This is a genomic window from Vibrio azureus (genome assembly GCF_002849855.1).
Lineage (GTDB): Bacteria > Pseudomonadota > Gammaproteobacteria > Enterobacterales > Vibrionaceae > Vibrio > Vibrio azureus.
Genome location: NZ_CP018619.1, coordinates 11,849 through 37,344, shown reverse-complemented (window position 1 = coordinate 37,344; position 25,496 = coordinate 11,849). Strand labels below are relative to the sequence as shown.

The window sequence follows — 25,496 nt, the reverse complement described above, 5'->3', positions numbered from 1 at the left end:
ACGCACACAAGAGAATATAAAAACAAGGAATTGAGGCATGAAACCTTCACGAGCCCTATTGGTTACAGCTGCACTGACATCCACCACTCCTGCCTGGGCGGTGGTCAACGGTGAGGAAATCGTTTGGCAAGACCACGATAACGTTGTATCGCTTTCGCATTGCACCGGCACGCGCATCGGCCGTAATTTTGTCTTGACGGCCGCGCACTGTCATGAAGGTGACGTACAGATATCTTACATTAAAGACGTCAATAATGAGGATATCCAACTTGTTGATTCGGTGGCAATTCATCCTAATTATGTGCCCACTCGTGTGAGTGAAGATATCGCTTTGGTAAAGCTTACTGAAGCAACCAATGTTAAAAAGGTACAGTTTTTTAAGGACCTCTCTGAAACAACTTACGTACAAGACGCTCCTTTTTCATTACTTGGCTTTGGAGGGGGGAATCCTGAACCAACCCATGCTTCATTTCAACTTAAAGACAAAGTAGACAACTATCCAGTAAGAATTGAAGCCGTTCAAACTGGTCGTGGCCAAGTCACAAATGGTGATTCAGGGAGCGCTTGGGTCGATGAAAATAATTTAATATTCGCAGTACTTTCAGGAACGACATTAGAGTCGACACCAGGAGAAAATAAACAGATCATCAGCGGTCGAGACCTTCACTACGCTGCAGACTTTATCTTAGAAAACGTAGATGGCTGGCACTACCCAACCATTGCCGATGCTGACGGCAAGACCACTATCGAGGTGCAATCGCTGCATCGTGATAATGTCACGGATAGCGCTTACGTAACCGGTGATGCTACGCTTATCACAGAAGAAAGTACCTGTCTTAACGGTCCCATCAAACCTTTTGGACGCTGTACTTATGTGATAGACAGCAATGGCCGCAAAGCTAAGTTGCATCTTTCTGAATCGGAAGTGGTGCGCATCAATCCAAATGCAGCGGATGCGACGGATAACACGGACAATGCAGCAGCTAACCCTGATACTGCAGAAGGTACGAAAAGTGGTAAGTCCGGTGGCTCTTTAGGCCTGATATCTCTTTCTTTGCTTGCTATTTTTGGAACGCTGCGCAGAAAAAAAGTGCGATTCACTCGCCGCTAAACAAGAAGCGACTACGATTCTTATCGTGATAAGACGGTTTGTCTTAATTTGAACATCACACATTCTTTTACTTAACGGCCCAATGCCCCCTGCATTGGGCTTTTTTTTAATCCGAACAAGACTCCTTGACGTAGAGCGCTCACTGGCACATGATGTTTAAGGCACGCTGTGCCATGTAATTTGTTTTTAAGGGAAATCTTATATGAATAAATCTCAACTGGTCGATCATATTGCCGCAACGGCAGACATCTCAAAAACCAAAGCGGAAGCCGCGCTCAGCGCATTAACAGACGGTGTCGCTCAGTCGCTGGCCAACGGCGATGACGTGGCACTGATTGGATTCGGCACCTTTAAAGTGAATGAGAGAGCGGCACGTACTGGACGTAACCCACGCACAGGGGAAGCGATTGAGATTGCAGCCGCAAAAGTTCCAGCATTTAAAGCAGGCAAAGCATTAAAAGACGCGTGTAACGAGTAGTCTTATCGAATCAAGGCAGGCCATCGCAATCGCGGTGGCTTTTTTTTTGGCTAGAGGAAGCAAGAAAAAATAACTGCACATAGTATCACAAGTAAAAATGATTTATACGCGTTAAAAATAAATATTTCTAACGCGTATTTTCATAAATCAATTTGATAGGGTCGCCACAGCACTTTTTACTCTCAGGAGCATGGCGTGAAACCCAATTTAAAATCCATTATTAGAGGGGCCATCAAGATCGTGGGTTATGTGGCGATAAGCGGCACCACCTTGTTTGTCTACCACTCTGTCATTGCCCCCACCACTCAACAAGAGATTGAGGCGGAGTTTTCTCATCGCGAGCAGCAACTCACCGTTCGATTAAATGAACGTTATGAGGCATTCCAGCAGTCTCAGGCCACGGCACTTAACACTCTGACTCAAAAGCTTGAGACATTGCAACAACACGTCGATGAGACGACAAACACCTTGCAGGTCCTCAAAGATAATGTGAGCCATCAAGCGCAGTCTACCGAAGAAATCAGTAAGCAATTTGAGCGTATTAATGAATTAGAAAGCCAACTTAGCCAAACCAAGACAGCGTTAAAAACACTCAAAGCCAAACAGCAGGCGGCCAAAGTGAAACCCGTACAGAAATCCGCCAAACCTGCAGTAAACAAAACCAGTAAGCGTAACCATTTCACCGCACCTATCGCGAAAGTCGTGCCGCCATTCAAGTTGTTTGATGTCCAAAAGCGTGGTCACGTTACGCTTGCGATCTTGGGTAAAGCAAGTGCTAGTTCGATTGGTGAACTGTCGGCGGTTCAAGAGGGCCAACAATACCTTGGTTGGCGTATTACGCGTATCTACGCTAATCGGATCGAAGCCCAGCATCGTGACCAACACACCACACTCTCGTTGAACTAGGAGAGAAAAATGAAACGACTTCTTTTCTTAACCTTGTTGTTACCGAGCTTGGGCAGTCATGCGATAGAAACGCCACACACCAAAACCCAAAGCGTGGCCAGCACAACACAATCGATCTCTCATTTACATCGAGGCGCTCAATATTGGGGGCTCAATCAAGTGCAGTGGCAACGCTACCAAGCACTGATGAATAATCCACTGACCTATGACATGCAAGATCATACGCCATTGGAGGTGTTGACTCGCTTTGCACGTGATGAACAAGAGCGCGATAAATTAGCCGAGAAACTGGTTGAATTTGAGAAAACTCGAACGGAAAGTTTACTTGCGTTAGATAAAGCTTATCAAAGAGCGTGGAAACGGCTCTATCCAAACCTAAAACCCATTTCACATCAACCTCAACGCGTGGTGTTATTTGTTCGCGCTGACTGTGGTGAGGCGTGTTTCGATGCTCTGAAAACCTGGCGGACCAAAGGCGCGTCTGTTGATGTGTATTTAGTTGGGCAAGGACAAGATGCCGAGTTACAAAACTGGGCCGCTAAAGCTGGAGTTCGTCATAGTGATGTGAACCGGCAGGTGATCACCCTTAATCATGACAACCGTGGCCTGTGGTTTGAACTGGCTAAAGGTCGCCCCGTACCCATAGCATTTTCAAAACAGGAGAATGGCCAATGGTTACACGTTCAGCCTTGATAATGATGTTGGCGCTATGCACAGCAAGCGCTCAAGCAGACATTCCGCCTTTGTATCAACGTGTGGCTCAAAAACATGGCATCCCTGCCAAGGTACTGTATTCACTGGCTCTGGGTGAAAGCAAAGCTCGACTCACCAGTGGTCAAGTTCGCCCATGGCCATGGACGTTAAATGTCAGAGGTAAGCCTTATTTTTATGCTTCATACGATGAGGCTTGCAGGGCCTTACATCGTTTTATGACCCAAACCCATTTAGTTGATATTGGATTGACTCAGCATAATTGGCGCTGGCAAAAAGCGCACTTTTCCTCACCGTGTGCGGTGTTCGATCCCGTTGCCAATCTTAATCATGCTGCGACATTGCTTTTAGAAGGCAAGCGAAAGCACGGAAATTGGGTAAATGCAGCAGGATATTTCCATCGCCCTGCAGGAGGGCCAAAAGCACGCCGCTATGAAGCCATTTTTATTGCTCACTTGAAACAGCTTTCACATCTTTGACCCAGTTTATAAGGATTGATAAGGAACAGACTATGAAACATTTCTTAACCAAGTCTCTACTGAGCGGCCTCGTTATAATGGGAGTGACTATCCCCGCCCAAGCTTCCGATCCCATGCTGGGTATGCTCCCAGTACACACGCCAGAACTTTCCCCTGGCAAGGTAGTTCGACGCAGTTTAAACCAAGTCGTCTCTCCACCGGTGTTTATTGTTGGTGACGATCCCCTTTCGCATCGCTGGCTAGAGGCCAAGCGAGATTATCTCGTTCGCATCCATGCTATGGGCATGGTCGTTAATGTCCGAGACAAGGCCGGATGGCACCGGCTTCAACGTTATGGCTTACCCCTTTATCCCGTGCCTGGTCACGACTTTGCAAAAGCCTTTGAACTCAACCACTACCCCGTTTTATTAGAGCAACACGACATCAAACAGTAACGATGGCCTCATCAGCGTATTAAAAAGGAGACTCCTATGACCGTTCACACGTTATCTGATGCTGATATTACTCAAGCTTTAAACACGGCGAAAACGGTCGTTGCCGATCAAAAGCTCGTCCCTCTTATTCTTACTTTAGTGGAACATCAGCAATTGTATGATGAGCCGCCAGAGAAAGGGTTAATCCAACTCATCAACCGTTCATCAGGAGGTCATCATGAGTATTAATAGTGATAATCCGTTTGCTCAGCGTTGCTTGCCAAAACGTAATGATAAACCCGAGCCCGTCAGTGAAAAAGCAAAACGTCAACATGCTATTCGTCAGCGGATTGCTCAATTAGAAGAGGAAAAAGCCTGGGATCGCGAATGGGGAGCCGAATCACTTTTATCCTCTGAAAACGAGAATAGAGATCACGAATGAGCGGTTATGTAGAGGGGCTGCTGCGCCCAGCCGATGAACTGCTCAGTGCGTTCATGTTTGGTCTATCCAGTGTGGTCGTCATGGCGGCACCTGATTTGTTATTGATCCCAGCTCAGTTAAGCTTTGGGGTATCCATGATCCTGCTGTTTTGCATGGTGGTGCGCCTTAAACAAGGGCTCGACGTACTTGAATACCGCAAAGGCCTACTGAAAATGCCTTACTGGTCCATGGATTCTGCGGATATCCCGGTGTACAAAAACAAGTTGTTCATAGGTAGGGGTTTTCTTGTTCAACCTCGACATGCACAACGCCTTTATGATACCCGTCAAATTTGGGCAGAGCGCTACGTCACCCCAAGCCCTTTGTACCATTTTGCACGGCGCATGGAGGCAAGATTTGAGTCCACTTGGATTGAGGCATTTTTTGCAGGCAAACAAGTCATCAAACGTGCAGGCCTTTTTTGGGGGCTGTTGAATACCTTTCTTGCGTCGTGTAATCCTGTTAAACCTTTACCTCCTGTTGGCGGTGATGCGAGGATGCACGGTGTCGGTTTGGCAGAAGAACAAGATTGCTTGCTGCCAAGCAGTGCTCGGGCGGGCCATACACTCGTGCTCGGTACAACGGGGGTCGGCAAGACTCGTCTGGCCGAGCTATTGGTCAGTCAAGACATTCGCCGAGGCGATGTCGTCTTGGTGTTTGATCCAAAAGGTGATGCCGATATGTTGCTTCGTATGTACATCGAGTGTTTACGGGCCGGGCGACTTGATGAATTTTATGTCATGCACCTAGGGTATCCCGATCAAAGTGGTCGTTACTCTCCTGTTGGGCGTTTTGGTCGTATCACCGAAGTGGCAACCCGCGTTTCTGGTCAACTTGAAGGCGGTGGTAACAGTGCAGCCTTCAAGCAGTTTGCTTGGCGGTTTGTTAACATTATTGCCAGAGCGCTGGATGCACTGGGTCGTAAGCCCGATATGGCTTCGATTCAACGTTACGTCACGGCCATTGATGAATTGTACGTAGATTACTGCGTAAAAAAATTACCCAGCTACCACCCTAAAGCGGCACAGTTAGTGGCCGCACTCGAAAGCCAGGTTACAGATAAAAATACGCCTCGTCATCTTCAAGGCCGAAGCGCTCGCATTGTCGCTTTGGAAATGTATTTTGGCGCGCACCCTTGTGCTGATGACGTGCTTGCAGGGTTACGCAGTGCGATTCAATATGACAAGAGCTACTTTGACAGAATTGTCGCCTCCTTGCTGCCACTTCTAGAAAAACTGGGCACCGGCAAAACCTCAGAAATCATTTCGCCACGTCATACGCCCGCTGACGAGCGGCCTGTCATCGACTGGCGAGAGGTCATCATGCAAGGTGGCGTCGTCTACGTCGGTTTGGACGCACTTTCTGATACCACGGTCGCGGCCGCGTTTGGTAATTCCATGTTCGCAGATTTGTGCTCTTTAGCGGGGGAAATTTACAAATTTGGTAACGCTCCAGGTTTTTCTAAAGTCAAACCACGTAATATTATGATCCACGCAGATGAGTTTAACGAGTTGATTGGTGACGAATTTATCCCAATACTCAACAAAGCTCGCGGAGCAAAATTTGTCGTGACGGCCTATACACAAACGGAATCCGATATTGAAGCGCGTTTGGGCTCTGCGGCCAAAGCGGGGCAAACGAAGGGCAACTTCAATAGCTTGATTTGTTTGCGTGTGCGTGAGCAAAAGACCGCGCAAATACTGACTTCTCGCATGGCGACGGTCACCATCAAAGACATGTTACCCGATTCGGGTGTGACCGATTCACCAGGCTCAGGTGCCGGATATCGCTCAAACAACAAAGATACGCTCCAAAATAAAGAGGTGTTATTGGTCAATGATAATGATCTGACCAACTTACCCATTGGCCAAGCTTACGCTGAGCTGGAAGGCTCCAAAATTTGGAAACTCCGCTTCCCATTACCTGGTAAGGAAGGCGATGTGGATGTTCCAGAAAGCATTCAGACGCTGGTTGACGGCATGATGGACACCTCAAAGACAGTCAAGAACCCACAAACTTGGCTTAATGAGACCGAACAATTCAACCAGTACATCAACCAAGCTTACCTTGGTTTAGAGGAAGAGGAAGCAGCATGACAACAACATCATTCAAAGCACATTCAGACGTCAGTCAAGATGAACAATATCAACGTTCGGCGTTACGCTTAATGCGCATTGTGGCAGAGACGCTCACGGTATTAGAGAGGCCGAGGTCTCAACAGAACGTGACAGAGGCACTGATGGATCTTGATGGCTTATACTCGGACTATTGCGACACCTTTATTGCCCCTATAAACCCCACCTTTGATGAAGTGATTGGATTTATAGAAAGTCAAAGTGTTGAATCGAATGTACCACAGCATTTGCGAGGACGCACAAAGCGAACCATCGCCTTAGAGGTCTATCTCAGTGAATTTGATGGCCCCAATGCTGTGCTGTCTGCTTTGCGCTATATCATGCAATATGACAAGGGCTACATGGATAAAATAGTCGCGGCATCATTGCCCATCCTCGACCGATTGGGGGTCGAGCAGTGCCTCGAGCTAGCTCCGCCTATGAGCATCAAATTTGAACAAGAGGGAACGATATGAAGCCATCATCAAAAAAAGAGCATTCTTTTACCTTTGGGGAATTTTTAGGGTATCCACGCACCGGTCACAGTGAAGTGGAACACGAACTACTCGATACCCAAATTCCCATCATCGTAAAACCTGAACTGAGGGCGTTTTTGTGTCAAACAAACCCTCACAACAACCAGTAAAAGACACCCCAACGCCGTGGTATTTTCTGCCTTTTTCGGCCGTTGGCCACTGCGCGTTGATATGGGGTTTGCTTGTATTATGTGATTGGTTTGCGCCATTTTCAGACCACAGTACAGGGGAGCACGCCAAATGGATTTTCACAGAGCAACTGATGTTACTGCAAAATGATCAACCCGAGCTCGCAAGCCGGGTGATGGATTGGATTTTACGCGTCAGTCAGTCGTGCGCCGCCATACTTGATCATACTTTCGAGCACAGCCTGACCTTACTGCAGCCTTACTGGCAAGGCGCGGTGTATACCTCATTAGCGCTGTTTTCTAGAGTGGCGTTATTGATGATGAGTTGGCCTCTGTTTGCCTTGGCGTGTTTTCTCGGTTTTGTTGATGGTTTGGTGTCAAGACAGCGACGCACGGCCTTCTTTGGTCGTGAGACGGAAACCATCCATTACTATTCACAAAAAGCGGTACCCATTGTGGTGATCGCCACGGGGTATGGCTGGTTGTTCCTTCCGGGCCTTTGGCCAGTGTCACCTTCTTGGATGCTACTGCCGGGGGTGATGCTCACGGGTATCCTCGTTCGCACATGTGTGGCCAGCTATAAGAAATACATTTGATTAGAGTGGGAAAATAATAGATAAGGCCCGTTAGGATAGCATGTTTTTTATAAAAAATACTCGTTAGAAATAATTATTTTTAACGAGTATTTTTCGATCCCGCTTTGATAGCGTGTGAGCCTGTTTTGTTATGCAGCAGGAGTCACAACGTGAAATGGCCACTTTACTTAGGGCTGAGCCTCAGTTTGCTTACCCCACCCTTACTCGCTGATGTCGACAGTGAACGTAAGGAACTGAACCTCATCATTCGACAACTCGATACCCTCGATTACTTGATATCACGAGCAGAGCGTGAAGCAGACTATCGCAGTCCTCGTCAATTTAACTATGACGCGTTCCGCAGTGATATTCGAACCTTACAAGCTGGCATTGATGCCTATTTGCGTCCACATCGAGCCAGCCCTAGACCGATTACCCCACTGGGTGGTGATTACCTCGGTACGGCAGAGGTGGTCAGTGAATGATCCTCTCATAGCATTTGAGCATGCTGCCGGCTTTTCAGCGTCCACTTTTGCCCTCTTTCTCGCAGGCCTCTGTAGCGCTTTGCTTATGTTTTGGGTGCTCTGGACATGCTGGAGCGGATTTCGCGGCATGAAAAACAATAAAGTCAGCAAAGACAAGTTCCGCCGAATGGTGTTTCGGTCTGTGTTTATTTTCCTCGTCCTTCAATGGTTTTTATATTACGGAGTCCTCTAATGAAACCCTCTTTATTTTCTCGCATCCTGATCAGCGCCCCTTTTCTACTGCCAGTCAGTCAAGTTTGGGCCAACATACCGGAAAACCAAAAGCCCTCGAAGGGCGGCAGCAATAACCTTTTGACGTTAATTTTTCAATATGCCTACGACATTGCTCTCTATGGCGGCTCTATCTTTTTAGCTGGCTCTGCCCTCTACCTGATGGCGCATTTATGGGACTTGTACAGCAAGACCAAAGACAAACAAGCCACTAAAAAGGATCTCTTAACCGATGCAGTCTTGGGTGCCGTCTTACTTCTACTGAGCATTTGGGGCCTTAACTACGGACTTGATCTCTTGGGGGACGTCTAATGCAGAGCGCCGCAATACTCAACACTATGCCCCCTTTCTACAAAGGACTGTCAATGGGGGAAATGGGGTTGTTAGTTCTGGTTTGCACCGCTCCCATCGCCGTACTGGGGGCGGTCTTAGCTTGGCAATATGACTCTATCATGTTGCTGTTAACCGGACTCATCCTCGGGCCATTAAGTGCATTCGGTTTGCCAAACGTTGTGATGCATAAGCTAAGCCGACTCAAAACGCATCACTGCCAACATTACGCCAGCCTTCGCTGGGATCGATTTTGTCATCACCAGCGTTATCAATGCCACTCAGAGCGCTTTGCGAATCGCCGTAGCTAAGGAGCCAATATGACCGAAAAACAACACCGTTTCCGCTCTGCCCTACGAGGCCGAGACAGCCATATTCGCTCTTTACGGGTCGCCTTAGTGGCCGTGAGCACGCTTGCTGCTGTGAGTTTATGGGGTTGGCATCGAGCGGGGCAAGATATCACTGTGCATACCCCACCGGACTTGCGAGAAGGGGCAACTCGACCGTGGTGGAGTGTTCCCGAGCCAAACGTGTACGATTTTGCCATCAATATTTTTGGACTCATCAACCGATGGCCAAGCAATGGTGCAACACAATACGGTGAGAACCTGCATCGTTACGTGAATTATCTGACCCCCAGTTGCCAGAAAATCCTTGAAGAAGACGTGCGCAACAAGCGCAGTAAAGGCGAACTGTCTGGCCGAGAGCGAAGCTTAGCACCGATCCCAGGACAAGGGTTTGACACTTGGCGCGTTGAAACGCATAGCCGCGACAGCTGGACCGTGCAAGCCGACCTAGAGCTCAAAGAATACGTGGACGGCACGCTCGTCAAACACAACTTCATCCGCTGGCCACTGCGCATTGTGCGTTACGACATCGATGCTAACCAAAATCCTTGGCAACTCGCCATTGATTGTTTTGCTGGCCCTGCGCGTGAACTTAAATTTGAAAAACAGGAGTCTCAATGATACGCCTTTTCCTTATCCTCTCCATGATCGTCAGCACTCAAGTCGTTGCTCAAACGCCGCGTGCGATGGAATGGCAAGGTATTCCTTTATCGATAGTTTTGGATCCTCATCAAGAAAGCATCCTCGATATTGGTGAGCCAGTGAGCATCGCGATACCCGCTCACCTCAATCACACCTTAACCGTGAGTTCGCTCGGTGGACGCATTTATTTGACGGCCAACTCGGACTTTGATGTGGCACGTGTCCACCTTAAGCGCCTCAACAGTGGTGAAATGCTTCTGTTGGATGTCAGTGCAAAGACAGGGGCAATGATGCCGAAGAAAGTCGATATCATTTTGCCTTCCAACCAAGCTGAGCCAGTAGAGAGTACGCCAGACCTTGCCCTAGAGCATCAACAGAACTTGCAAATGGCACCTGAAGCCTTGCTCATTCGCTACGCGATGCAAAGCTTGTACAGTCCGATGCATGCCATTGAGCCCCTGCCAGGTGTCATGCGCTCGCCGATGGGACTGCCAAAAGACGTGTCATCCGTGGTCTTTGCTAAATGGCGAGTCAATGCTCGTCCTATCGCCGCATGGCAATGGCAAAACTCGGTAGTGACGGCGGTGCAATTGTCTAACCTCGCCAACCAGCGTGAGCCACTTGATCCACGATTGGTGACATTGGGAGGTCAATGCCTGGTCTCTAGATGTCAAGTCGCGTTCTCTCATCCCGAGTTGGGTCCAGCAGGCAGTGAGTTGTCGAGTGTGACGGCATTCATCGTCACGCCAGGCCCTTTATCAACCCATTTGATGCCGACGCCTGAGTTTGTGCCTCGCCCTGGAGGTAAGCGATGATAAAAAGCAATCCTTTGATCAAAGTGGCGGCCGTTGCTGGCACGTTTGTATTTGTGATTGTCATGGTTGGCCTCTTTAGAGATGGGGAGGCCAAAGTGCAATCCGATGATACCAACGACAATGCCCCACTCACCGTCACCACCGATGAATCTCAAGCGCAAGCCCTGCAGGCGTTTAATGATACGCCCGTTGATACCATTCGAACACTCAATGTGGCTTACCAAAAAAGCGAACGAGATAAAGTTCAACTGACTCAAGAGCTAGAAAAAACCCAGCAACAAATGGCGTTGCAACAACAGCAAAGCCAACAGAAAGTCAGCGCCATGGAAACTCAACTCTCCGAGTTGGCGACGAGACTGAATGCTTCCCTCGATACCATTGAAAATAAATTCAATGAAGGGCACTCATCTTTACGTGATCATCAACAAAACCTCAAAGAGCAATGGGGTGAGTTAGGACTCAGTGATGAGCAGTTAGCGACTGGAACGAGCAACGCTTTTCCAAGTCATTACGCTCAATCACATCAGGTAAAGACGTCACAGGGTAACGTAGCCAATGCCGGTGATATGGTTTGGACACATCCAATGGATGCCACTCAAGATGACAAAGGACAGTGGATATTGCCAGACAGTCAAGCCATCAAGAGCAGCGTCAAACAGCTCCAATCATTTGGCCAGAACTTTGATGACCGTACCTTTGATGCCAATCAAAAGAAAAGTACACCCATTTACACCTTACATCGTGGGGCGATCTTAGCGAATGCCGTTAGCTTGACTGCCTTGATGGGCCGAGTACCGCATCACGGCAAAGTCACCGACCCTTACCCATTTTCCATGATCGTAGGCCGCCAGAACTTACTGGCCAACGGCTTCACCTTACCAGAAATCCAAGGGGCCATCGTCACTGGCACCGTGACAGGAGATTGGAGCTTGTCGTGCGTTCGTGGTGTCGTCGAGTCGATAGACTTTATTCGTCAAGATGGCTCCATCTTGTCTTTCCCTGAAGCGCAAGATCAGGCGATTGATTCCGGCTTCGATGGCTCCACCATTAAGACACAAGATTTAGGGTTCTTTGCGGATGTCAACGGCAACCCTTGTCTTAATGGCCAGCGCATCTCTAATGCACCGGAATATTTAACCACCAAGGGGTTACTGGATGCGACCACAGCCGCCGCTCAAGCGGTCGCGATTTCGCAAAAAACCTTATCTGTTGATGGCGGAACCAGCACCGCCACATTGACGGGCAGCGCTGCAAAAAATGCGGTGGCGGAATCGGGCGCAGCATTGAGTTCGACCGTGTCGGATTTTATCCAAGGTCGTATGGGGGCAAGCTTTGACATTATTTACACCCCACCGAACACCGTTGCCAGTATCCACATTCGAAAACCCATCACTCTCAGTGCGCCCAAGGAAGCGGTGAAAGTGCGTTACCAAACAGCAAACCAAGGAGGCCATTATGCGTTACCGTAGTCCTTTATTTTTGGCGTTCAGTGCCCTACTTCTCAACGGATGTGCAACCAACCAGCAAGACACCTTGCCTCAACCGGCCACCGACACGCAGCGCGTATGGCAAACTCAAATGGGGCAAGGTAACGCTTCTCTCGCGCCACAATCGGGGGCGGTGCATCGGCTGTCTCCTGCCGCTCTTGCGAGTGCGCAAAGTGATTATGCTCGCGACAGTTGGCGAGAAACGACCAATGTGTTCCCTCGGCTGCCTAATCCTGACATCGTCATGTATGTCTTACCTCATCGTGCCGGTGCTTTGCCCGTGCCTGGCTACAGCACGGTTTTTCCTTTGTATGAGCGCGTTCATTACGCCACGCCGATGGAGAGCCCGGCTAACCTACCGAAGGAGCATTTTTGATGTTAGATCGCCTTGTTGCCCCCATTCGCCATTTTTTCCTTGAAGGCAAGACGTTAGATGTGCCGCCACTGGATTACACGGTGCCGCCCTCCTTTGCTTCTCATCTTCCATGGATTGATGTGAATTCAAAAGGATTAGTTCAGCTTGAGGATGGCAGGTCATGGGGGCTATTTTTTGACGTTGCTCCGATGGTAACGGAAGATAAAACACAAGAGCAGTTACATCGCATCGTTCGCTCTGTGGCCAATACGCTCGGCATTTTCGTTGATGAAGATTCCCCCTGGGTCGTGCAATTTTTTGCTCGCGATGTGGATGCCTTGCAGGACATGCATGAACGACTGCTTTCACAAGCCAAAGTGGACGATGCGTTTACCCGCGCCGTCTTTGAAGAAGACCGCCGACATTTTGAACTCATTAGCCGTCCCCAAGGGATTTTCTCGGTCAACAATCGGCCATGGCGAGCGCGTGAGCGACAAGTCAGGCTGGCCATTTACCGATGGTTACCCGAGAGTGCAAGCGAGCCTGAACAACAAGCCAACCTCAAAGCCTTAAAACGTTTTCGCCGCCGCCTGTTGGCACCGAGTTCATTTCAAGACTTGGGCATTACGCTAACGCCATCCAATGGTGAGTCTATCCACGATTGGTTGAGTCCTTTCTTTAATCCATCTGGCGTGCCAGGTGAAACACACCGTTATCGAGACACACGCAGCCCGATTGATAAAGACTTTTCCGAGCGCCTGTTGCGCAGCAGTGTTCGCAGTGATGCCGAACATGGCCTGTGGTGGTTCGATGGTGCCCACCCTGTTGCGACCCGAGTGATGGAGTTGGATACCTGGGAGAACGATCAATTTCTCGCAGGGGCCGTGTTTGGCGATGTCCTTAGCGATGAGGATTTGGAAAAATCAGAGAAGCGACCACAACATGTCCTATTTGATGAGTTGCCACCCGGCACCATGATGGCCATGACGCTGGTTGCTCAAAGCAAAGCCCAAGCTCGCGAACGGCTTGGTACGGTAAGAGGCGGAGCGGTTGGGGATGAGCCAGAGCTGGAATCAATACGGCAACAATGCGATGACTTCAACACGTTAGTCGAAAACCACCCGCTCTGGCGAGGGCAAATCGCGTTTTACGTACAAGGAAAAAGCGTGGCTGAGGTCAATGACCGAACCGAATCATTAAGGGCGACCTTCGATGGCCGCAATTTGTCATTACGTTTTATTAAAAACAGTGATCAAGTCGCGCCCCTCGACAGTTTCCTGCGCTGGCTTCCGATGAATTACAACCCAGCCTATGACGAAAAGCTGTGGTATTGCGGCTGGGTTTGGCTCGAAGATATGTTGTCTTTGTCGCCGTTATTTGGACGCGCAAGAGGCACGGGCAGCGATCTCTTTCATTATTTCAATCGGGGCGGTGAGCTAATGGGGTTCGATCCGCTTCGTGATCACCTTTCCAATGCACACTTAAGCTTATTTGGTCCTTCGGGCTCCGGTAAATCCGCTACCTTGGTAGGGATGTTGTTGCGAGCTTTGGCGATGCACCGCCCTCGCCTATTTATTATTGACGCGGGTAACAGCTTTGGCCTTATGGGGGAGTTCTGCAAGCGTCATGGCTTGTCTGTCAACCATATCAAAATCACCGGTCAATCGCGGGGATTAATGGCACCGTTCGCCGATGCCAAACACCTTCTTGGCCAAGCTCTGCCCCAAGTCACGGATGATGAGGCTTTAAAAGCTGAGCATTTAAATGATGACGACCACCACGACGATGAAGCAAGAGATATTCTCGGTGAGCTGGAAATCATGGCCCGGTTAATGATCACGGGCGGTGAAAAGCGTGAACTTGATGACTACCGCCGAGCCGATTCCTCCATGGTGCGAGAAGCGATAAAAGCCGCAGCAGAAAATGCCGATGCGCACCAAGTTCAAGTCAGGCCAACGCACGTCAAAGATGCCCTACTGAGCTTTAGTCAAGATGAGCAACGACCACAGGCTAGGCGAACTCGCGCCGGTCTCATGGCGGAATCCATGGCGTTTTTCTGCGAAGGGCTTGAAGGGCAGATTTTTGATCAAGACGCCGAGCATTGGCCTGAAGCCGATGTCACCATCATTGATTTGGGTATTTATGCGAAAAATGGCTATGAGGCGCAAATGGCCACCGCTTATATCTCGCTGATTAACCGGATTAATAGTATTGCAGAGCGAGACCAACACTCTGGCCGTGACATCATCGCTTTGACCGACGAAGGTCACTTGGTCGCAACCAATGAGTTATTGGCCCCCTACGCCGTCAAGATTGTAAAAATGTGGCGTAAGTTACGAGCTTGGTTTTGGATGGCAACGCAAGATGTCGCGGACTACCCGGCTCATGCCCGTAAGATGCTCAACAACAATGAGTGGTGGGTCATGCTCAATATGAGTGAAGATGAACTCAGCAACCTGTCTGAGTTTAAACACCTCAATGACACCGAACTCACCCTGCTGCGCTCCATGCGCTCAGAAAAAAACAAGTACAAAGAGGGCGTCGTCACAGGCATGAACAACACCTTCATGCAACGCTTTGCCGTCGTACCTCCTGCTCTCTATCTTGCGCTTGGTGAGACCGATGGCGAAGCGAAAGAGCGGCGCAAAATCTTGATGGATGAACATGGTATGTCCGATGAACTGGATGCGACTTTGCTCAAGGCGCGTGAGATTGAAGCGTACCGCCGACAGCATGAGGAGGAGGTTTAACATGCCAAATTGGTTTCGTCGGACAGTCCTGTCAATTATGTTCACGGCTTGCACCCTTCCTCAACCAACATCAGCAAGCACCTTAACCACACCAGAGATTATGGCCAGTACCGCCTGCCCTGATTGCCTTGATTACCAAGTCATTGGGGCGTGTTTATGGCTGACTTGCGGCCTAACGGGATGTCACGTTGCGACCTCGCTCAAAGTCAAACATCGATTACCGGATTTCGTGGTCATGAGTTATCCAGAAACCGGCAACGCTCCTTGGAAAGAGCTTGCGTTTATGGGCGCTCCAAATCCAATGGCCAAAGGTGGGGGGCATCGAAGTCGTGGCACGGTGCAGGGTATCGACAGTCCGACGCTTCGCTTTAACAATGCGGATGTGATAGGGCATCCTGGTGCGGCCGTGGTGTTTTCAATGTTGTCGAGTTTTGGCTTTTTTATTGAAAGTCGTGTGACGCCTCTTATGCCTCATTATCTTTCAAGCCTAGACCCGATAGGTTGGCGCTTTGATATTCCCGACCGATTCACTTTCGATGGCCTGAACCCTCTCAATCAATCACTGGGCAATTTCGGTGACGTTACCCCTCGTGGGGGATTTGTTTTGCAGCGCCATCCTTTTAAAGCCTCCGCTTTGGCCGCCTTCCGAGCGCTTCATCTCGTCACAAGAGCAAACCAAAGCCGGGTTTATCAACCTTTTGTCCTCACGTCAAAAGCAGGGTTTTGGCCTCCGGGCCCAGTCAGTGCGACGAACTCAGACACCGCTTTTCAAATGCTCCTACCAAAACGTCAAAACGACGCAAAAGTATGGCCTGAATTTGATGACACACTGATGGCCTCAGATCCGTACGCCAAACAAATGGCCGACGATGGCCAATACGCTTGGAACGTATGGCGACGTTACAAGGGCTGCAAACGACGCGGAGCAAAATTGCTCGCTCACTTTGGCAATTAATCACAACAAGGATTGGAAAATGAAACTCCCCTTTTTAACGCTGCTTATCGCTCTGCCCATTTCCTCAGCATCGAGCTCACCGATTAACGTAAGCATCGACGGCTCTGACATTCTCCACTACACACTGGGCGGTGGCTCCATCGTTCGTCATCCCGCTAGAGAACGAAAGCTCAACTCCGCCAAGCTTGGTTTAGGCTGGGACATGAATCTGCAGTGCGGTCTGCTCGACCCCAAGCTGACCATCAAAAATCAGCTCAACGGCTTGACCGAAGGCTTTCAAGACACCATGGGAAGCATGCTTGATAACGCTACCGCAGCCGTGAGCGCTTTGCCTGGTCGCTACATCCAAAAGAAAGATCCCGGTCTCTACGACATGTTGAGTAATGGTGTACTGCAAGGCAAGTTCGATTTTGCCGACATTAATACCTCATGTGAAAACATGGCCACAACCATGGTGGAAATGACCGGTGATGCTTATGGCACGATGGCCAAAGCCAAAGCTTGGAGCCAAGCAGTCAAAAGTGGCGATGCCGTCCAAGCCAAAAAAGACGTCGATAAGGACATGGGGGATTCCGGTATTACCTGGAAAGATGGTCGCTCTGCAGGGGGGCGCAATCAACCCGCCATTAATGCCACCAAAGACGCTGTAGAAGCGGGGTTCACCATGCTCAGTCAACGCAGTCAAAAGGCCAAAAAAGAAGGGCTTTATCGTTACTGGGATTCGCAGAAGGACATGAGCGAGTGGGTGACTGGCGTGATTGGCAGTCAATCTGTCCAAACGGGCGTGGACAAATCTAAGACCGGCGCAACACCGGGGATCGGTTTAAGCCAAGAAGTGAGTAAACACAGCCAAAAATTGGAGTTGGAACTGCGTGATGCGGTGACAGAGCAAAAGGAGACCTCTCACTTTCCTAAAGCACTCATCGAGGCCCTCAAAGAGAGCCAAGTGGATAAAAATACGTTGTCACGTATTGCAAGCGAACTGGCCCTATCTCATGCGATAGAAAAAGCGCTGTATGCACGTCGCACTTTACTGACAGGAAAATACGAAGTGAATATCGCTCAGCATAATGCGGCTCAAGACGACATCGATGATGCGGTGACGCGTCTTGAACGTGAAATTGACATGCTGCGCTACGAAGCGGAAGTGCGCCAACAGGTAGGGACTCGAACCGCTCAAGCCGTTGTGGATGATTACCGCTATCAAAGACCTCAGGTGCGTCCTTCAACTAAGACGGCACCATCCCAGTTCTTAAAAAGAGACCGTTTTAGCAACCGAACTCAAGGAGAGGAGTAATGACGATATCTAATTCTAAATGGAAACGCCCGTTCACCACTTTCAGTCTTTGTCTGTTCATCATCATGATTGCAACCGCTCTGATGCTGGTCATCGATACCCAACACCTGATTAATAACGCTTATTCGTTAATGTCTGTGGCTTGGAGGTTGTTGACTTATACCGTCATTTTTTTCAAATCCCCCTCAAAAGTTCGTGGTGGCTTATTCGTATTATTTCTCATCAATGAAGGCTTTATCTTTAGCTATTCTGTAGGAGGCCTAGCATGGTCGTAAATGATCCACTCTCAGCCCTATTAACCATGGAAGGTTGGTACATCGCCAACAAAATCATGATTGTCTTGAACCAAACCAACTTGCTTATTTTTATGCTGACGGTGATTGTGTTTCAGGTTTGGGTTGAGGTTGCCCAAGAAGGGGAAGATGAGGGCAATAAAGGTTTGCTGAGCCTTAACCGCACAGAAGTGAAAATGATCCTCGCGACTTTAGTGTGTTTGTTCGCAGTCCTCCCGATGTGGCCCGCGAACGTCAACACACTCCAGCTTGACCAAGACGCCAGCGAGCGCTGTGGTGTTGGCATCAGTTCAGGAGCCACATCATCAACCCAAACCACCTTTAATGGTGAGAGAGTGTTAGTCCCTGTTTGGTGGAGTCTGTGGCATTCGATTTCGCAAGGCATCACCAATGCTGCCGTTTCTTCGATACCGTGTCACTACGACATCGAGCGAAGCATGTTGCAAATTTCTCAGCTCGATATCCGCAGTGAACAGCTACGTCAAGAAACACAAGATTTCTACGAGCAATGTTTCACTCGCGCTCGTATCGCGATGAAAGCCGCCGCTCGTAAAGAATTGGTTGACCAAGATGACTTTGATGAAGCCAATTGGCTTGGGGGGCATTACTTTATGAAGACAAACCCCTTACTCCCCAAGAGTAGCTACAACGAGTTACAAGCAGAGAAGGCCGTGTTTAATTTCCCATATAATGCCTCACGGGATAACCCCGTACAACAGCAATACAGCAGCGCACCAGTCGATACCAGTGCAGCCTATCCTTACTGCAACGAATGGTGGGAGAGCAAAAACGGGCGTGCCGATGGACAAAGAGCGGGTCTGAAATGGCGTTTGTTTAATGATGTTGAGAAGCACAACACTGAATTGGTGGGGGAAATCTTAGACAGTCGTGGGTTCTTTGGCCGTTTCTTTGGTCCAGAGCTTACCCCTGAAGACAAAGCCGATATGTTGGTGCAACGTGTCTTAAGTGTTGAGAACCAATCCACGGACGGTCGCATCGTCCGTGGCTATGGCCAAGTGTTAAACAAGACGCTTGACCACGAAGCCAGAGAGGTTTGGAACGGCGGTGTGGGTTACTTGGGCGTGGAACTGGGTCACGCAATCATTGGCCCTGCCTATTTTGCTATTCGCGAAGCAATGCCTATGATTCAAGCTTTTATGATCACCGTTCTCATCGTTGCCAGCCCCATCGTTCTTACCATCAGTGGCTTTAATATGATGACGTTAATGTCACTGACTCTGAGCTACTTTGGTCTGCAGTTTTTGACCTTTTGGTGGGAACTGTGCCGAAGCTTAGACAGCAAACTGATTGAAGGGGTATACAACATGCACGACAACTTCAACCCAATAATAGGAATGATGAACGGCATGGATAATTCCATCTTAAAGCTGACAATGATTGTCTTTTACGTCATTGTGCCCGCTGTATGGTTTGGGATACTCGGTTACACCAGTTACAAAGTCAATGGCGTCTCGATAGACAGTGCCGTTGAAAAAGTAAATACAACAGCTCAAAAAGGAAGCGACAGAGTAATTAAATTCATAGGTAATAAAGTCTAAATTTGATGCCTTTTTAAAGGCTAACCAAGAAGGCCGTTAATAGAGAATATGGGATTCTGAATTAATTGCCTTCTTAGAAAGGTTATATGTACATATAAATAGGTAAGAGTGATCGAGTTACTTATAACTCAGAATGTTTGTAAGTGAGGAGCTGTATTAAATTGAGGTACTAAGATACTCTGAAAAGTCATGTGAGCTTAAGCATTATATTAATTTATCAGGAAGACCTATAGAACTCCTCATCTTCTTCATACTCCGTACATTCTTCATGTGCTTTAGTAAATGCTTTCAGCCAATCGGAGAGTTCATCACTCGATTTTTTATTTAAAGAACAGACCGCTTCATCAAAACTCATACCTTCTGCACACAAAGCATTACGTTCAGCTTCCGCTTCTGCGTGTAGTCGATTGGATTTGTCTTCCAGGTAAGCCTGACGCCATCTCTTCAAAAACGCTAACATAATACCTCCTTTCATCTCATAGCTTGACTTTACTCCGTTATGAAACTTAACGCAATAAGTCTAGCTAGTTGTGACTTTTATTTAAGTAGAAACTGTGCAGTAGATTAGACAGCAAACTGATCGAAGGGGTATACAACATGCACGACAACTTCAACCCAATAATAGGAATGATGAACGGCATGGATAATTCCATCTTAAAGCTGACAATGATTGCCTTTTACGCCATTGTGTCAGCTGTATGGTTTGGGATACTGGGTTACACCAGTTACAAAGTCAATGGCGTCTCGATAGACAGTGCCGTTGAAAAAGTAAATCAAGCGACTCAAAAGGGCGTTGATGTGGCTAGGAATACGGCGGCCGGGGCAGTTAGAAATTTTTTCAAAAGCTAAAAAATAGGTAGGTAATTAAGAGCTATGGCAACTTTAGTAGGTGTCATAGCTCTACATTAAACTATATTAGTAACGTGTCGTATCTTCATAATAATTATTAACCCAACTATCTTCATAAAGTTGCTCTTCCGCCTCAACCCATGCATCCAAAATAGCATCACTCTTATTTAGGTGATTTAAAGCACTTTCCGCCTCATCAAAACTTATACCTCCTGCACACAAAGCATTACGTTCAGCTTCGGCTTCTGCGTGTAGTCGATTGGATTTGTCTTCGAGGTAGGCCTGACGCCATCTCTTCAAAAACGCTAACATAGTACCTCCTTGCATCTCATAACTTGACTTTACTCCGTTATGAAACTTAACACAATTCATCTGGACAATTTGTTTCTTTTAAGTGGTTGACAATCCTCCCTAAACTCAATTAACCTCGGGCCGTTTTCGTTGAACACTGACGTAAAGTGTTAAGCACACGGGCAACCCCCTTAAATGGCTTTCTGAAACGTGTCGCGATTTCTTTCTGCTTAGCAAGAAAGAAATTGGAAAGCATTCTTTAACTGCCCTTAGCGCAAGCTTTGGCGCTATCACCACCCACCAGGGAACCTTTCCCTGTGGGCAAGTGTTCCCTGTTTGTATTACAGGAGCAACACATGGACTTTTCAACTTTACTCGTTAACGTGGTTTTTTGGGGTCTCTTACTCACTGTCCTTTGGCTAGTCGTAAGCAGTAACATCTCTACCGCTTACTTTTCTGCATATTTGTCGCTCATCAAGCGCAATTATTTACCCATATTCATTATGTGGTATGCAAAAAAACTAGCAAATAGAGCTTAACCACAACAACCTGTAACCATTACTTACCTCTAGGGAGTTCATTTCCTAGAGGGATGACTCCCTTTATTAAGGAGTCATTTTATGGAAAAAATACAACCGCAATTCTCAAAGCACATCAAAGAGAAAACCTTAGAGGTGGAGGCATTGGATTTTGTGGATATCACAAACCAAGCCAAAGAAGCGGGTTTCTACTTTGAATGCACTGGCATCAGTCGGTTGGCATTTAACACCGTTGTTAATGTTCCTGAAACACTTCAAGAATGCTCGCAAGACAGCTTGATACGTCAGTTGCTAAAGCTTGCCTGGAGAGCAGCACGGAAAGTGCCAGAATCCTCGCAGGTTACGTTCACCGTTTGCAAACCGCCAACAGTGGATAGCATCTACATTAATCAGCCTGTCGATTTATTTTGCAGCATTGAACTCAGCAATGAAAAAATACCGATGTTAATCATTACGACGAAAGAAGAAGTTTTGAAATACATTGAGTCATAAGTCCATCGATTAGATAGACAACCACTTCACTCACCCATGGGGCTCCTCATGGGGGCTCCATTTTACTTTGGAGCCCTTATGAATTACAAAAACTCTTACGGTAATGGAAAGCTACTAAAACTTGAAGTTAATGATTTTTCAGAACACTACTACAAGCTTACTCAGCCTGTGACACCTCAAGAGTTACTAGAAATTGCCCACGCAATGGCTGCTGACAGTTTTGCTAAAGGTGAAGCTTTGAGTAGTCCTGAACACACAAAGCATATTCTCTCTGGCCTTTTACAAGGCATAGAAAGAGAAGTATTTGGTGTGCTGTTTTTAGATAATCAACATCGGATCATTAAATTTGAGACGTTGTTTTATGGCACAATTGATGCTGCTTCTGTTTATCCTCGTGAGGTTGTAAAACACACCCTAATGTGGAACGCGGCTGCAGTGATATTTTGTCATAATCATCCAAGTGGCATCGCTGAACCAAGTCAAGCTGACAAACGCATTACTCGAAAACTACAAGATGCATTAAGCATGATTGATGTGAGAGTGCTGGATCACTTCATTGTTGGTGAAACCGTAATTTCATTTGCTGAGAGGGGCTGGGTTTAATAACTAGCACCTCAACAAAAAACTTAACCCATAAGGGCAATACATGTCCTTATGGCTAGGTATTGTCCTTTTTAGAATTTGAGATTAGGGCATATCTATGAGCCAAAATTTAAACATACAAGTTACTTTTCTGAGTAACTTTAACTTAGTGCACGATAAGGCAGAAAATCTACAAGACGATAAAAGACTTGGTGATGTGCTCAATCAACGTGAAACGCTAAATTGTTCTCACTGTGATTTTCACGAGGTTCGTAACCTTTGTGAGTTTATCGATGACTATGACATGAATATTAGCTGCGAAGACTTAAGCTCTGCCTTCAAAGCTCATTCAATTCTCGAGCAATTGCGCCAAGAATTGAAAAACAAGCCTTATATTAATGCTAGTTCGGTAACAGAACTAAAATTAATACTATTGAAAAAAGAGGTTTTAGAACTGTTTAATCTTATATTCTTACCAAAAGGTACCTGTACCTTTCATTACATCCACTTTCAATTACTGGATGCAAAGTTCAACCAGTACTGAGCGTAAAAAAACGTTCAAAAAAGTGAAGAGCTAGAATATAAAAATTAAACCGATTAGAAGGGGAGGGCAGTAATGCTCTCCTTTTTTATTTGCTTGTGTACCCAATGAACAAGAAAAGGGAGGCTGCGCCAAAGGGTAAAGGGACAAGGGAAGGGTTTTCCCCAAGGGAAAAGCCCTATCCAAAAAGGGAAAGGGATTCATCGCAATACTTAAAAGTGGCGATTTCACCCTGAAATCCAAACCAAAATAAAACAAAAAGCCTTTAAAAACAATAACTTAAAAACGAAATCAAAGTGGAGAAACTTAATCATCAAAATGCTGTTTCAGTAACTGGGCAACCGCCTCGTCTATTTCTTTAATAAGGCTTTTTGGCATACGACTAAATTCATAATTCACCGTTCTATTGCCTTCTTTTCGACGCGCAAATTTGTCTTTTTCCTGAAAGTCTCTTAACTGCTTAGTGATGACTTTAGCTTTTTTAGGTACGGAGAGCTGTAGCTGTGCCTCAGCCTTGTATAACTTGATTAACACATCTTTATACTGCTCAGCTGGCAGTTGAGAGTCTACCTTTTCTAGCTGAACACCAACCGATTGTACTAAAGCAGATAAATCTAATTGCCTTTCTGAATAAGCCTTATCAAGTTCTAATAACATCTTATAGTCAGGGTAGGTGAGTTCTGACTGAACAGGAAACAGTTCCAGCATAGATTGAGGAACTGATGCTGCTTGTATCGCTCTACTTACTTTAGCAGCCGACATCCCCTCACTTAAGGCAATATCTTTCTGGTCCATGCCATTGTCACGCAGAATAGTTAAACGCAAACCAATTTCACGTAAGTTGTGCTCTCGAGCAGTTTGAATATCTGCCGCAAGTTGACGAGCATCTGCTACCGTTAGGTGTTCATCTGTTACTAAAACGTCTAGCCCAGTGTTTATGAATATAGCTGCAGCACGACGGCGAGAGCCATCGAGGATCTCAATTCGCCTGTCGTCACAACTGCGGCCAATCGCAGGGAAGAATTGATTCAGCCCAAGAGTACGTGTGATATCGGATACTGCAGCTTCAGTTAATGCACTCTGGTCACGCCCATTCGTAGACATCTCAACGAAAGTTACTTCTTTGAGTCGGTTTGCATCAATATGCTTTAACTTAAAGGTCGCTTTTTTTCCAGATGCCAAGGTGAAAGTTTGTGAATGTGGTTCTGAGGAATTTGACTTACTGATCAATTCTTTTGTAGCAAGAGTTCTACCTATAGTTTTACGATTTTTCATTTCACATTACCTGTTCAGAACGTATGTATTCAATTCGGTCGAATACTGCTTTTGAGAAATTTTCGGTAGCAACTCGTGCATTTTTTAATGCATCAGCACTACCAGCATAGTTTGCAGGATTAGCAGAAATTACGGTATCGAATGATTCACCACATCTTTCAAAAGCATCTAAACGCGGTAGAGCGGCATCTAACATATCACCACCAAAGATTTCTTTCGCAAAACTATGGCAAAGTTTATGGTCTGCTTTATTCGCTAATTTAGACATAAAGCCGATGTTAGCCTTGGGAACATGAGAGTTGCCGCTTTCCTCAATGATTGAAAATAGTTCAGGAAGTCTCGATAAGTACTTCAAAGTACTATGAAAGTCTACTTGAGCAGGAGGAACTGGCGTCATCAAAATGTCTGCAGAGGATAGGGCATTGATGAGGAATGCATCTAAATGTGGCCCGCTATCAACGAATATAAAATCATAATCTTTATTTATTTTATTAATTATATTCGTTTGAAGGATCTCATTAATGTTTTGACCTGGCAGGTGTTCTTCACAGAGAGTTTCCCATTTGGATGCTATAAATGCATCTTCAATCGAAGCAGGTATCACATCTACTCCAGGAACGCCAGACTCAACAATGAATTCTTCTAGAAGCTCTTCACGAGTTACATCTTGGAGCATTGCTTGTGCTGCTGTGGTCTCAACTGAACCAATAGCGTAATTGTGGGACAAGAACATTGTCGCTGAAGCTTGAGGATCCAAATCAATCACAAGAATTCTTAAGTCTTCGTGCAATAAATGAGGATGTGCTCTTAGACCGTGTGCTAATGACACTGAACTTACAGTCTTTGATACACCACCTTTTAGACTAGCTATGTTGACAATAAATGCTTCTTTATGACGATCTCTATATTTAGGGATGTCTCTATGTTTGTAGATGTCGATAATATTTTGAATGCTCATCGCATAAACGTGAGTACTTCCAGCTTTACGTTTTGAAAACGTATAACCAGCTTCTTCCATCTCAGCTACAGATTTGTCTACGATTGCTTTTGACAGCTTTGGTAATTTGGCAACATTAGCTTTTGAATAGTGCTGATAGAAGTCAACAACATCAAATTCAGCTTTGTGGTTGTTTATCTCATCTGTTAAAGCAGATAACATTCTCACAGAACGTTCAGCTATTCTTGTGATGTGATTATTAGACATGCTAGAAATCTCCGTTTGTGCAGCATTTTAGCAAAAATACCTTATTCCTGCATTTTACACTACAGTTTGTCTTTCTGCATATCTTTTTTTACGGTATTTCTAGATCTGATGTGTGTATTTCATTGATAATTCTAGTTATCCACATTTCCACATCTCTATAATAGTTATATTTTATTTATGAAGATCTATAAGGATCTATAATACTA

At 46.7% G+C, this 25,496-nt stretch carries 32 protein-coding genes; 28 read left to right on the top strand and 4 right to left on the bottom strand.

Annotation, left to right across the window (positions count from 1 at the left end; genetic code table 11):
• The first annotated feature begins 37 nt into the window (after nucleotides 1–37).
• From BS333_RS21635 to BS333_RS21520, 24 genes are all read left to right on the top strand, one after another.
• The gene (locus BS333_RS21635) at nucleotides 38–1,111 is read left to right on the top strand and encodes a trypsin-like serine protease (protein WP_021709964.1); all 1,074 of its coding nucleotides are present in this window, start codon (nucleotides 38–40) and stop codon (nucleotides 1,109–1,111) included.
• Nucleotides 1,112–1,313: 202 nt separating this feature from the next.
• Nucleotides 1,314–1,589, top strand: coding sequence for an HU family DNA-binding protein (locus BS333_RS21630; protein WP_021709963.1), 276 nt, complete (start codon nucleotides 1,314–1,316; stop codon nucleotides 1,587–1,589).
• A 195-nt stretch (nucleotides 1,590–1,784) separates the two neighbouring features.
• Nucleotides 1,785–2,495 carry a hypothetical protein gene (locus BS333_RS21625; protein WP_021709962.1) on the top strand — a complete coding sequence of 237 codons (711 nt, stop codon included), beginning with the start codon at nucleotides 1,785–1,787 and terminating at the stop codon, nucleotides 2,493–2,495.
• Nucleotides 2,496–2,504: 9 nt separating this feature from the next.
• Nucleotides 2,505–3,188: a TIGR03759 family integrating conjugative element protein gene (locus tag BS333_RS21620; RefSeq protein ID WP_021709961.1), complete on the top strand. Its 684-nt coding sequence runs from the start codon at nucleotides 2,505–2,507 to the stop codon at nucleotides 3,186–3,188.
• A complete protein-coding gene (locus BS333_RS21615) occupies nucleotides 3,167–3,685 on the top strand; it encodes a lysozyme family protein (protein WP_021709960.1) in 519 nt (172 codons plus the stop codon). Before BS333_RS21620 ends, BS333_RS21615 begins: the two co-directional genes overlap by 22 nt.
• Nucleotides 3,686–3,768: 83 nt before the next feature.
• Nucleotides 3,769–4,119 (top strand): integrating conjugative element protein, encoded by a 351-nt coding sequence (locus BS333_RS21610; protein ID WP_227739148.1) that lies wholly within the window; start codon nucleotides 3,769–3,771, stop codon nucleotides 4,117–4,119.
• A 36-nt stretch (nucleotides 4,120–4,155) separates the two neighbouring features.
• A complete protein-coding gene (locus BS333_RS21605) occupies nucleotides 4,156–4,347 on the top strand; it encodes a hypothetical protein (RefSeq protein WP_021709958.1) in 192 nt (63 codons plus the stop codon).
• A complete protein-coding gene (locus BS333_RS21600) occupies nucleotides 4,337–4,540 on the top strand; it encodes a hypothetical protein (RefSeq protein WP_021709957.1) in 204 nt (67 codons plus the stop codon). The genes BS333_RS21605 and BS333_RS21600 overlap by 11 nt, the downstream gene beginning before the upstream one ends.
• Complete coding sequence (gene traD / locus BS333_RS21595; RefSeq protein ID WP_021709956.1) at nucleotides 4,537–6,675, top strand: type IV conjugative transfer system coupling protein TraD; 2,139 nt, start codon at nucleotides 4,537–4,539, stop codon at nucleotides 6,673–6,675. Before BS333_RS21600 ends, traD begins: the two co-directional genes overlap by 4 nt.
• Nucleotides 6,672–7,169 (top strand): hypothetical protein, encoded by a 498-nt coding sequence (locus BS333_RS21590; RefSeq protein ID WP_021709955.1) that lies wholly within the window; start codon nucleotides 6,672–6,674, stop codon nucleotides 7,167–7,169. Before traD ends, BS333_RS21590 begins: the two co-directional genes overlap by 4 nt.
• A gap of 139 nt (nucleotides 7,170–7,308) precedes the next feature.
• Nucleotides 7,309–7,953, top strand: a complete 645-nt coding sequence (locus tag BS333_RS21585; protein WP_033003826.1) for an IncC plasmid conjugative DNA transfer DtrJ family protein — start codon at nucleotides 7,309–7,311, stop codon at nucleotides 7,951–7,953.
• A 149-nt stretch (nucleotides 7,954–8,102) separates the two neighbouring features.
• Nucleotides 8,103–8,417 (top strand): integrative conjugative element protein, RAQPRD family, encoded by a 315-nt coding sequence (locus BS333_RS21580; protein WP_021709953.1) that lies wholly within the window; start codon nucleotides 8,103–8,105, stop codon nucleotides 8,415–8,417.
• Nucleotides 8,326–8,649 (top strand): TIGR03758 family integrating conjugative element protein, encoded by a 324-nt coding sequence (locus tag BS333_RS21575; protein WP_227739149.1) that lies wholly within the window; start codon nucleotides 8,326–8,328, stop codon nucleotides 8,647–8,649. The genes BS333_RS21580 and BS333_RS21575 overlap by 92 nt, the downstream gene beginning before the upstream one ends.
• Complete coding sequence (locus BS333_RS21570; RefSeq protein WP_021709952.1) at nucleotides 8,649–8,999, top strand: DUF2976 domain-containing protein; 351 nt, start codon at nucleotides 8,649–8,651, stop codon at nucleotides 8,997–8,999. The genes BS333_RS21575 and BS333_RS21570 overlap by 1 nt, the downstream gene beginning before the upstream one ends.
• The gene (locus BS333_RS21565) at nucleotides 8,999–9,328 is read left to right on the top strand and encodes a DUF3487 family protein (protein ID WP_033003817.1); all 330 of its coding nucleotides are present in this window, start codon (nucleotides 8,999–9,001) and stop codon (nucleotides 9,326–9,328) included. Before BS333_RS21570 ends, BS333_RS21565 begins: the two co-directional genes overlap by 1 nt.
• Nucleotides 9,329–9,337: 9 nt before the next feature.
• On the top strand, nucleotides 9,338–9,985 hold the full coding sequence (locus BS333_RS21560) for a PFL_4703 family integrating conjugative element protein (RefSeq protein WP_021709950.1): 648 nt from the start codon (nucleotides 9,338–9,340) through the stop codon (nucleotides 9,983–9,985).
• A complete protein-coding gene (locus BS333_RS21555; protein ID WP_021709949.1) occupies nucleotides 9,982–10,821 on the top strand; it encodes a TIGR03749 family integrating conjugative element protein in 840 nt (279 codons plus the stop codon). The genes BS333_RS21560 and BS333_RS21555 overlap by 4 nt, the downstream gene beginning before the upstream one ends.
• On the top strand, nucleotides 10,818–12,290 hold the full coding sequence (locus tag BS333_RS21550; protein ID WP_021709948.1) for a TIGR03752 family integrating conjugative element protein: 1,473 nt from the start codon (nucleotides 10,818–10,820) through the stop codon (nucleotides 12,288–12,290). Before BS333_RS21555 ends, BS333_RS21550 begins: the two co-directional genes overlap by 4 nt.
• Nucleotides 12,277–12,684, top strand: coding sequence for a TIGR03751 family conjugal transfer lipoprotein (locus BS333_RS21545; RefSeq protein ID WP_021709947.1), 408 nt, complete (start codon nucleotides 12,277–12,279; stop codon nucleotides 12,682–12,684). Before BS333_RS21550 ends, BS333_RS21545 begins: the two co-directional genes overlap by 14 nt.
• Complete coding sequence (locus BS333_RS21540; protein WP_021709946.1) at nucleotides 12,684–15,413, top strand: conjugative transfer ATPase; 2,730 nt, start codon at nucleotides 12,684–12,686, stop codon at nucleotides 15,411–15,413. The genes BS333_RS21545 and BS333_RS21540 overlap by 1 nt, the downstream gene beginning before the upstream one ends.
• Nucleotide 15,414: 1 nt before the next feature.
• A complete protein-coding gene (locus tag BS333_RS21535; RefSeq protein ID WP_021709945.1) occupies nucleotides 15,415–16,368 on the top strand; it encodes a TIGR03756 family integrating conjugative element protein in 954 nt (317 codons plus the stop codon).
• Nucleotides 16,369–16,387: 19 nt separating this feature from the next.
• Entirely contained in the window at nucleotides 16,388–17,665 is a 1,278-nt protein-coding gene (locus BS333_RS21530) for an integrating conjugative element protein (protein WP_021709944.1), read from the top strand.
• Complete coding sequence (locus tag BS333_RS21525; protein ID WP_021709943.1) at nucleotides 17,665–17,940, top strand: hypothetical protein; 276 nt, start codon at nucleotides 17,665–17,667, stop codon at nucleotides 17,938–17,940. The genes BS333_RS21530 and BS333_RS21525 overlap by 1 nt, the downstream gene beginning before the upstream one ends.
• Entirely contained in the window at nucleotides 17,931–19,517 is a 1,587-nt protein-coding gene (locus BS333_RS21520; protein WP_021709942.1) for a conjugal transfer protein TraG N-terminal domain-containing protein, read from the top strand. The genes BS333_RS21525 and BS333_RS21520 overlap by 10 nt, the downstream gene beginning before the upstream one ends.
• Before the next feature lie 217 nt (nucleotides 19,518–19,734).
• Here the strand turns inward: BS333_RS21520 and BS333_RS21515 are convergent, their stop codons facing one another.
• The gene (locus tag BS333_RS21515) at nucleotides 19,735–19,977 is read right to left on the bottom strand and encodes a hypothetical protein (protein ID WP_021709941.1); all 243 of its coding nucleotides are present in this window, start codon (nucleotides 19,975–19,977) and stop codon (nucleotides 19,735–19,737) included.
• 137 nt (nucleotides 19,978–20,114) lie between these two features.
• Between BS333_RS21515 and BS333_RS21510 the strand changes: the two genes are divergently transcribed.
• Entirely contained in the window at nucleotides 20,115–20,366 is a 252-nt protein-coding gene (locus BS333_RS21510) for a hypothetical protein (RefSeq protein ID WP_021709940.1), read from the top strand.
• Nucleotides 20,367–20,432: 66 nt separating this feature from the next.
• Here BS333_RS21510 and BS333_RS21505 read toward each other — a convergent pair whose 3' ends face one another.
• The gene (locus BS333_RS21505) at nucleotides 20,433–20,678 is read right to left on the bottom strand and encodes a hypothetical protein (protein ID WP_021709939.1); all 246 of its coding nucleotides are present in this window, start codon (nucleotides 20,676–20,678) and stop codon (nucleotides 20,433–20,435) included.
• 599 nt (nucleotides 20,679–21,277) lie between these two features.
• On the opposite strand from BS333_RS21505, the gene BS333_RS21495 reads away from it, so the two are divergent.
• From BS333_RS21495 to BS333_RS21485, 3 genes are all read left to right on the top strand, one after another.
• Nucleotides 21,278–21,688: a hypothetical protein gene (locus tag BS333_RS21495; RefSeq protein WP_021709938.1), complete on the top strand. Its 411-nt coding sequence runs from the start codon at nucleotides 21,278–21,280 to the stop codon at nucleotides 21,686–21,688.
• A gap of 78 nt (nucleotides 21,689–21,766) precedes the next feature.
• The gene (radC, locus tag BS333_RS21490; RefSeq protein WP_021709937.1) at nucleotides 21,767–22,291 is read left to right on the top strand and encodes a RadC family protein; all 525 of its coding nucleotides are present in this window, start codon (nucleotides 21,767–21,769) and stop codon (nucleotides 22,289–22,291) included.
• A gap of 97 nt (nucleotides 22,292–22,388) precedes the next feature.
• The gene (locus BS333_RS21485; protein WP_021709936.1) at nucleotides 22,389–22,814 is read left to right on the top strand and encodes a hypothetical protein; all 426 of its coding nucleotides are present in this window, start codon (nucleotides 22,389–22,391) and stop codon (nucleotides 22,812–22,814) included.
• A 303-nt stretch (nucleotides 22,815–23,117) separates the two neighbouring features.
• On the opposite strand, the gene BS333_RS21480 is transcribed toward BS333_RS21485, so the two are convergent.
• On the bottom strand, nucleotides 23,118–24,086 hold the full coding sequence (locus tag BS333_RS21480; RefSeq protein WP_021709935.1) for a ParB family protein: 969 nt from the start codon (nucleotides 24,084–24,086) through the stop codon (nucleotides 23,118–23,120).
• 1 nt (nucleotide 24,087) lies between these two features.
• Nucleotides 24,088–25,290 (bottom strand): AAA family ATPase, encoded by a 1,203-nt coding sequence (locus BS333_RS21475; RefSeq protein WP_021709934.1) that lies wholly within the window; start codon nucleotides 25,288–25,290, stop codon nucleotides 24,088–24,090.
• Nucleotides 25,291–25,496: the final 206 nt, after the last annotated feature.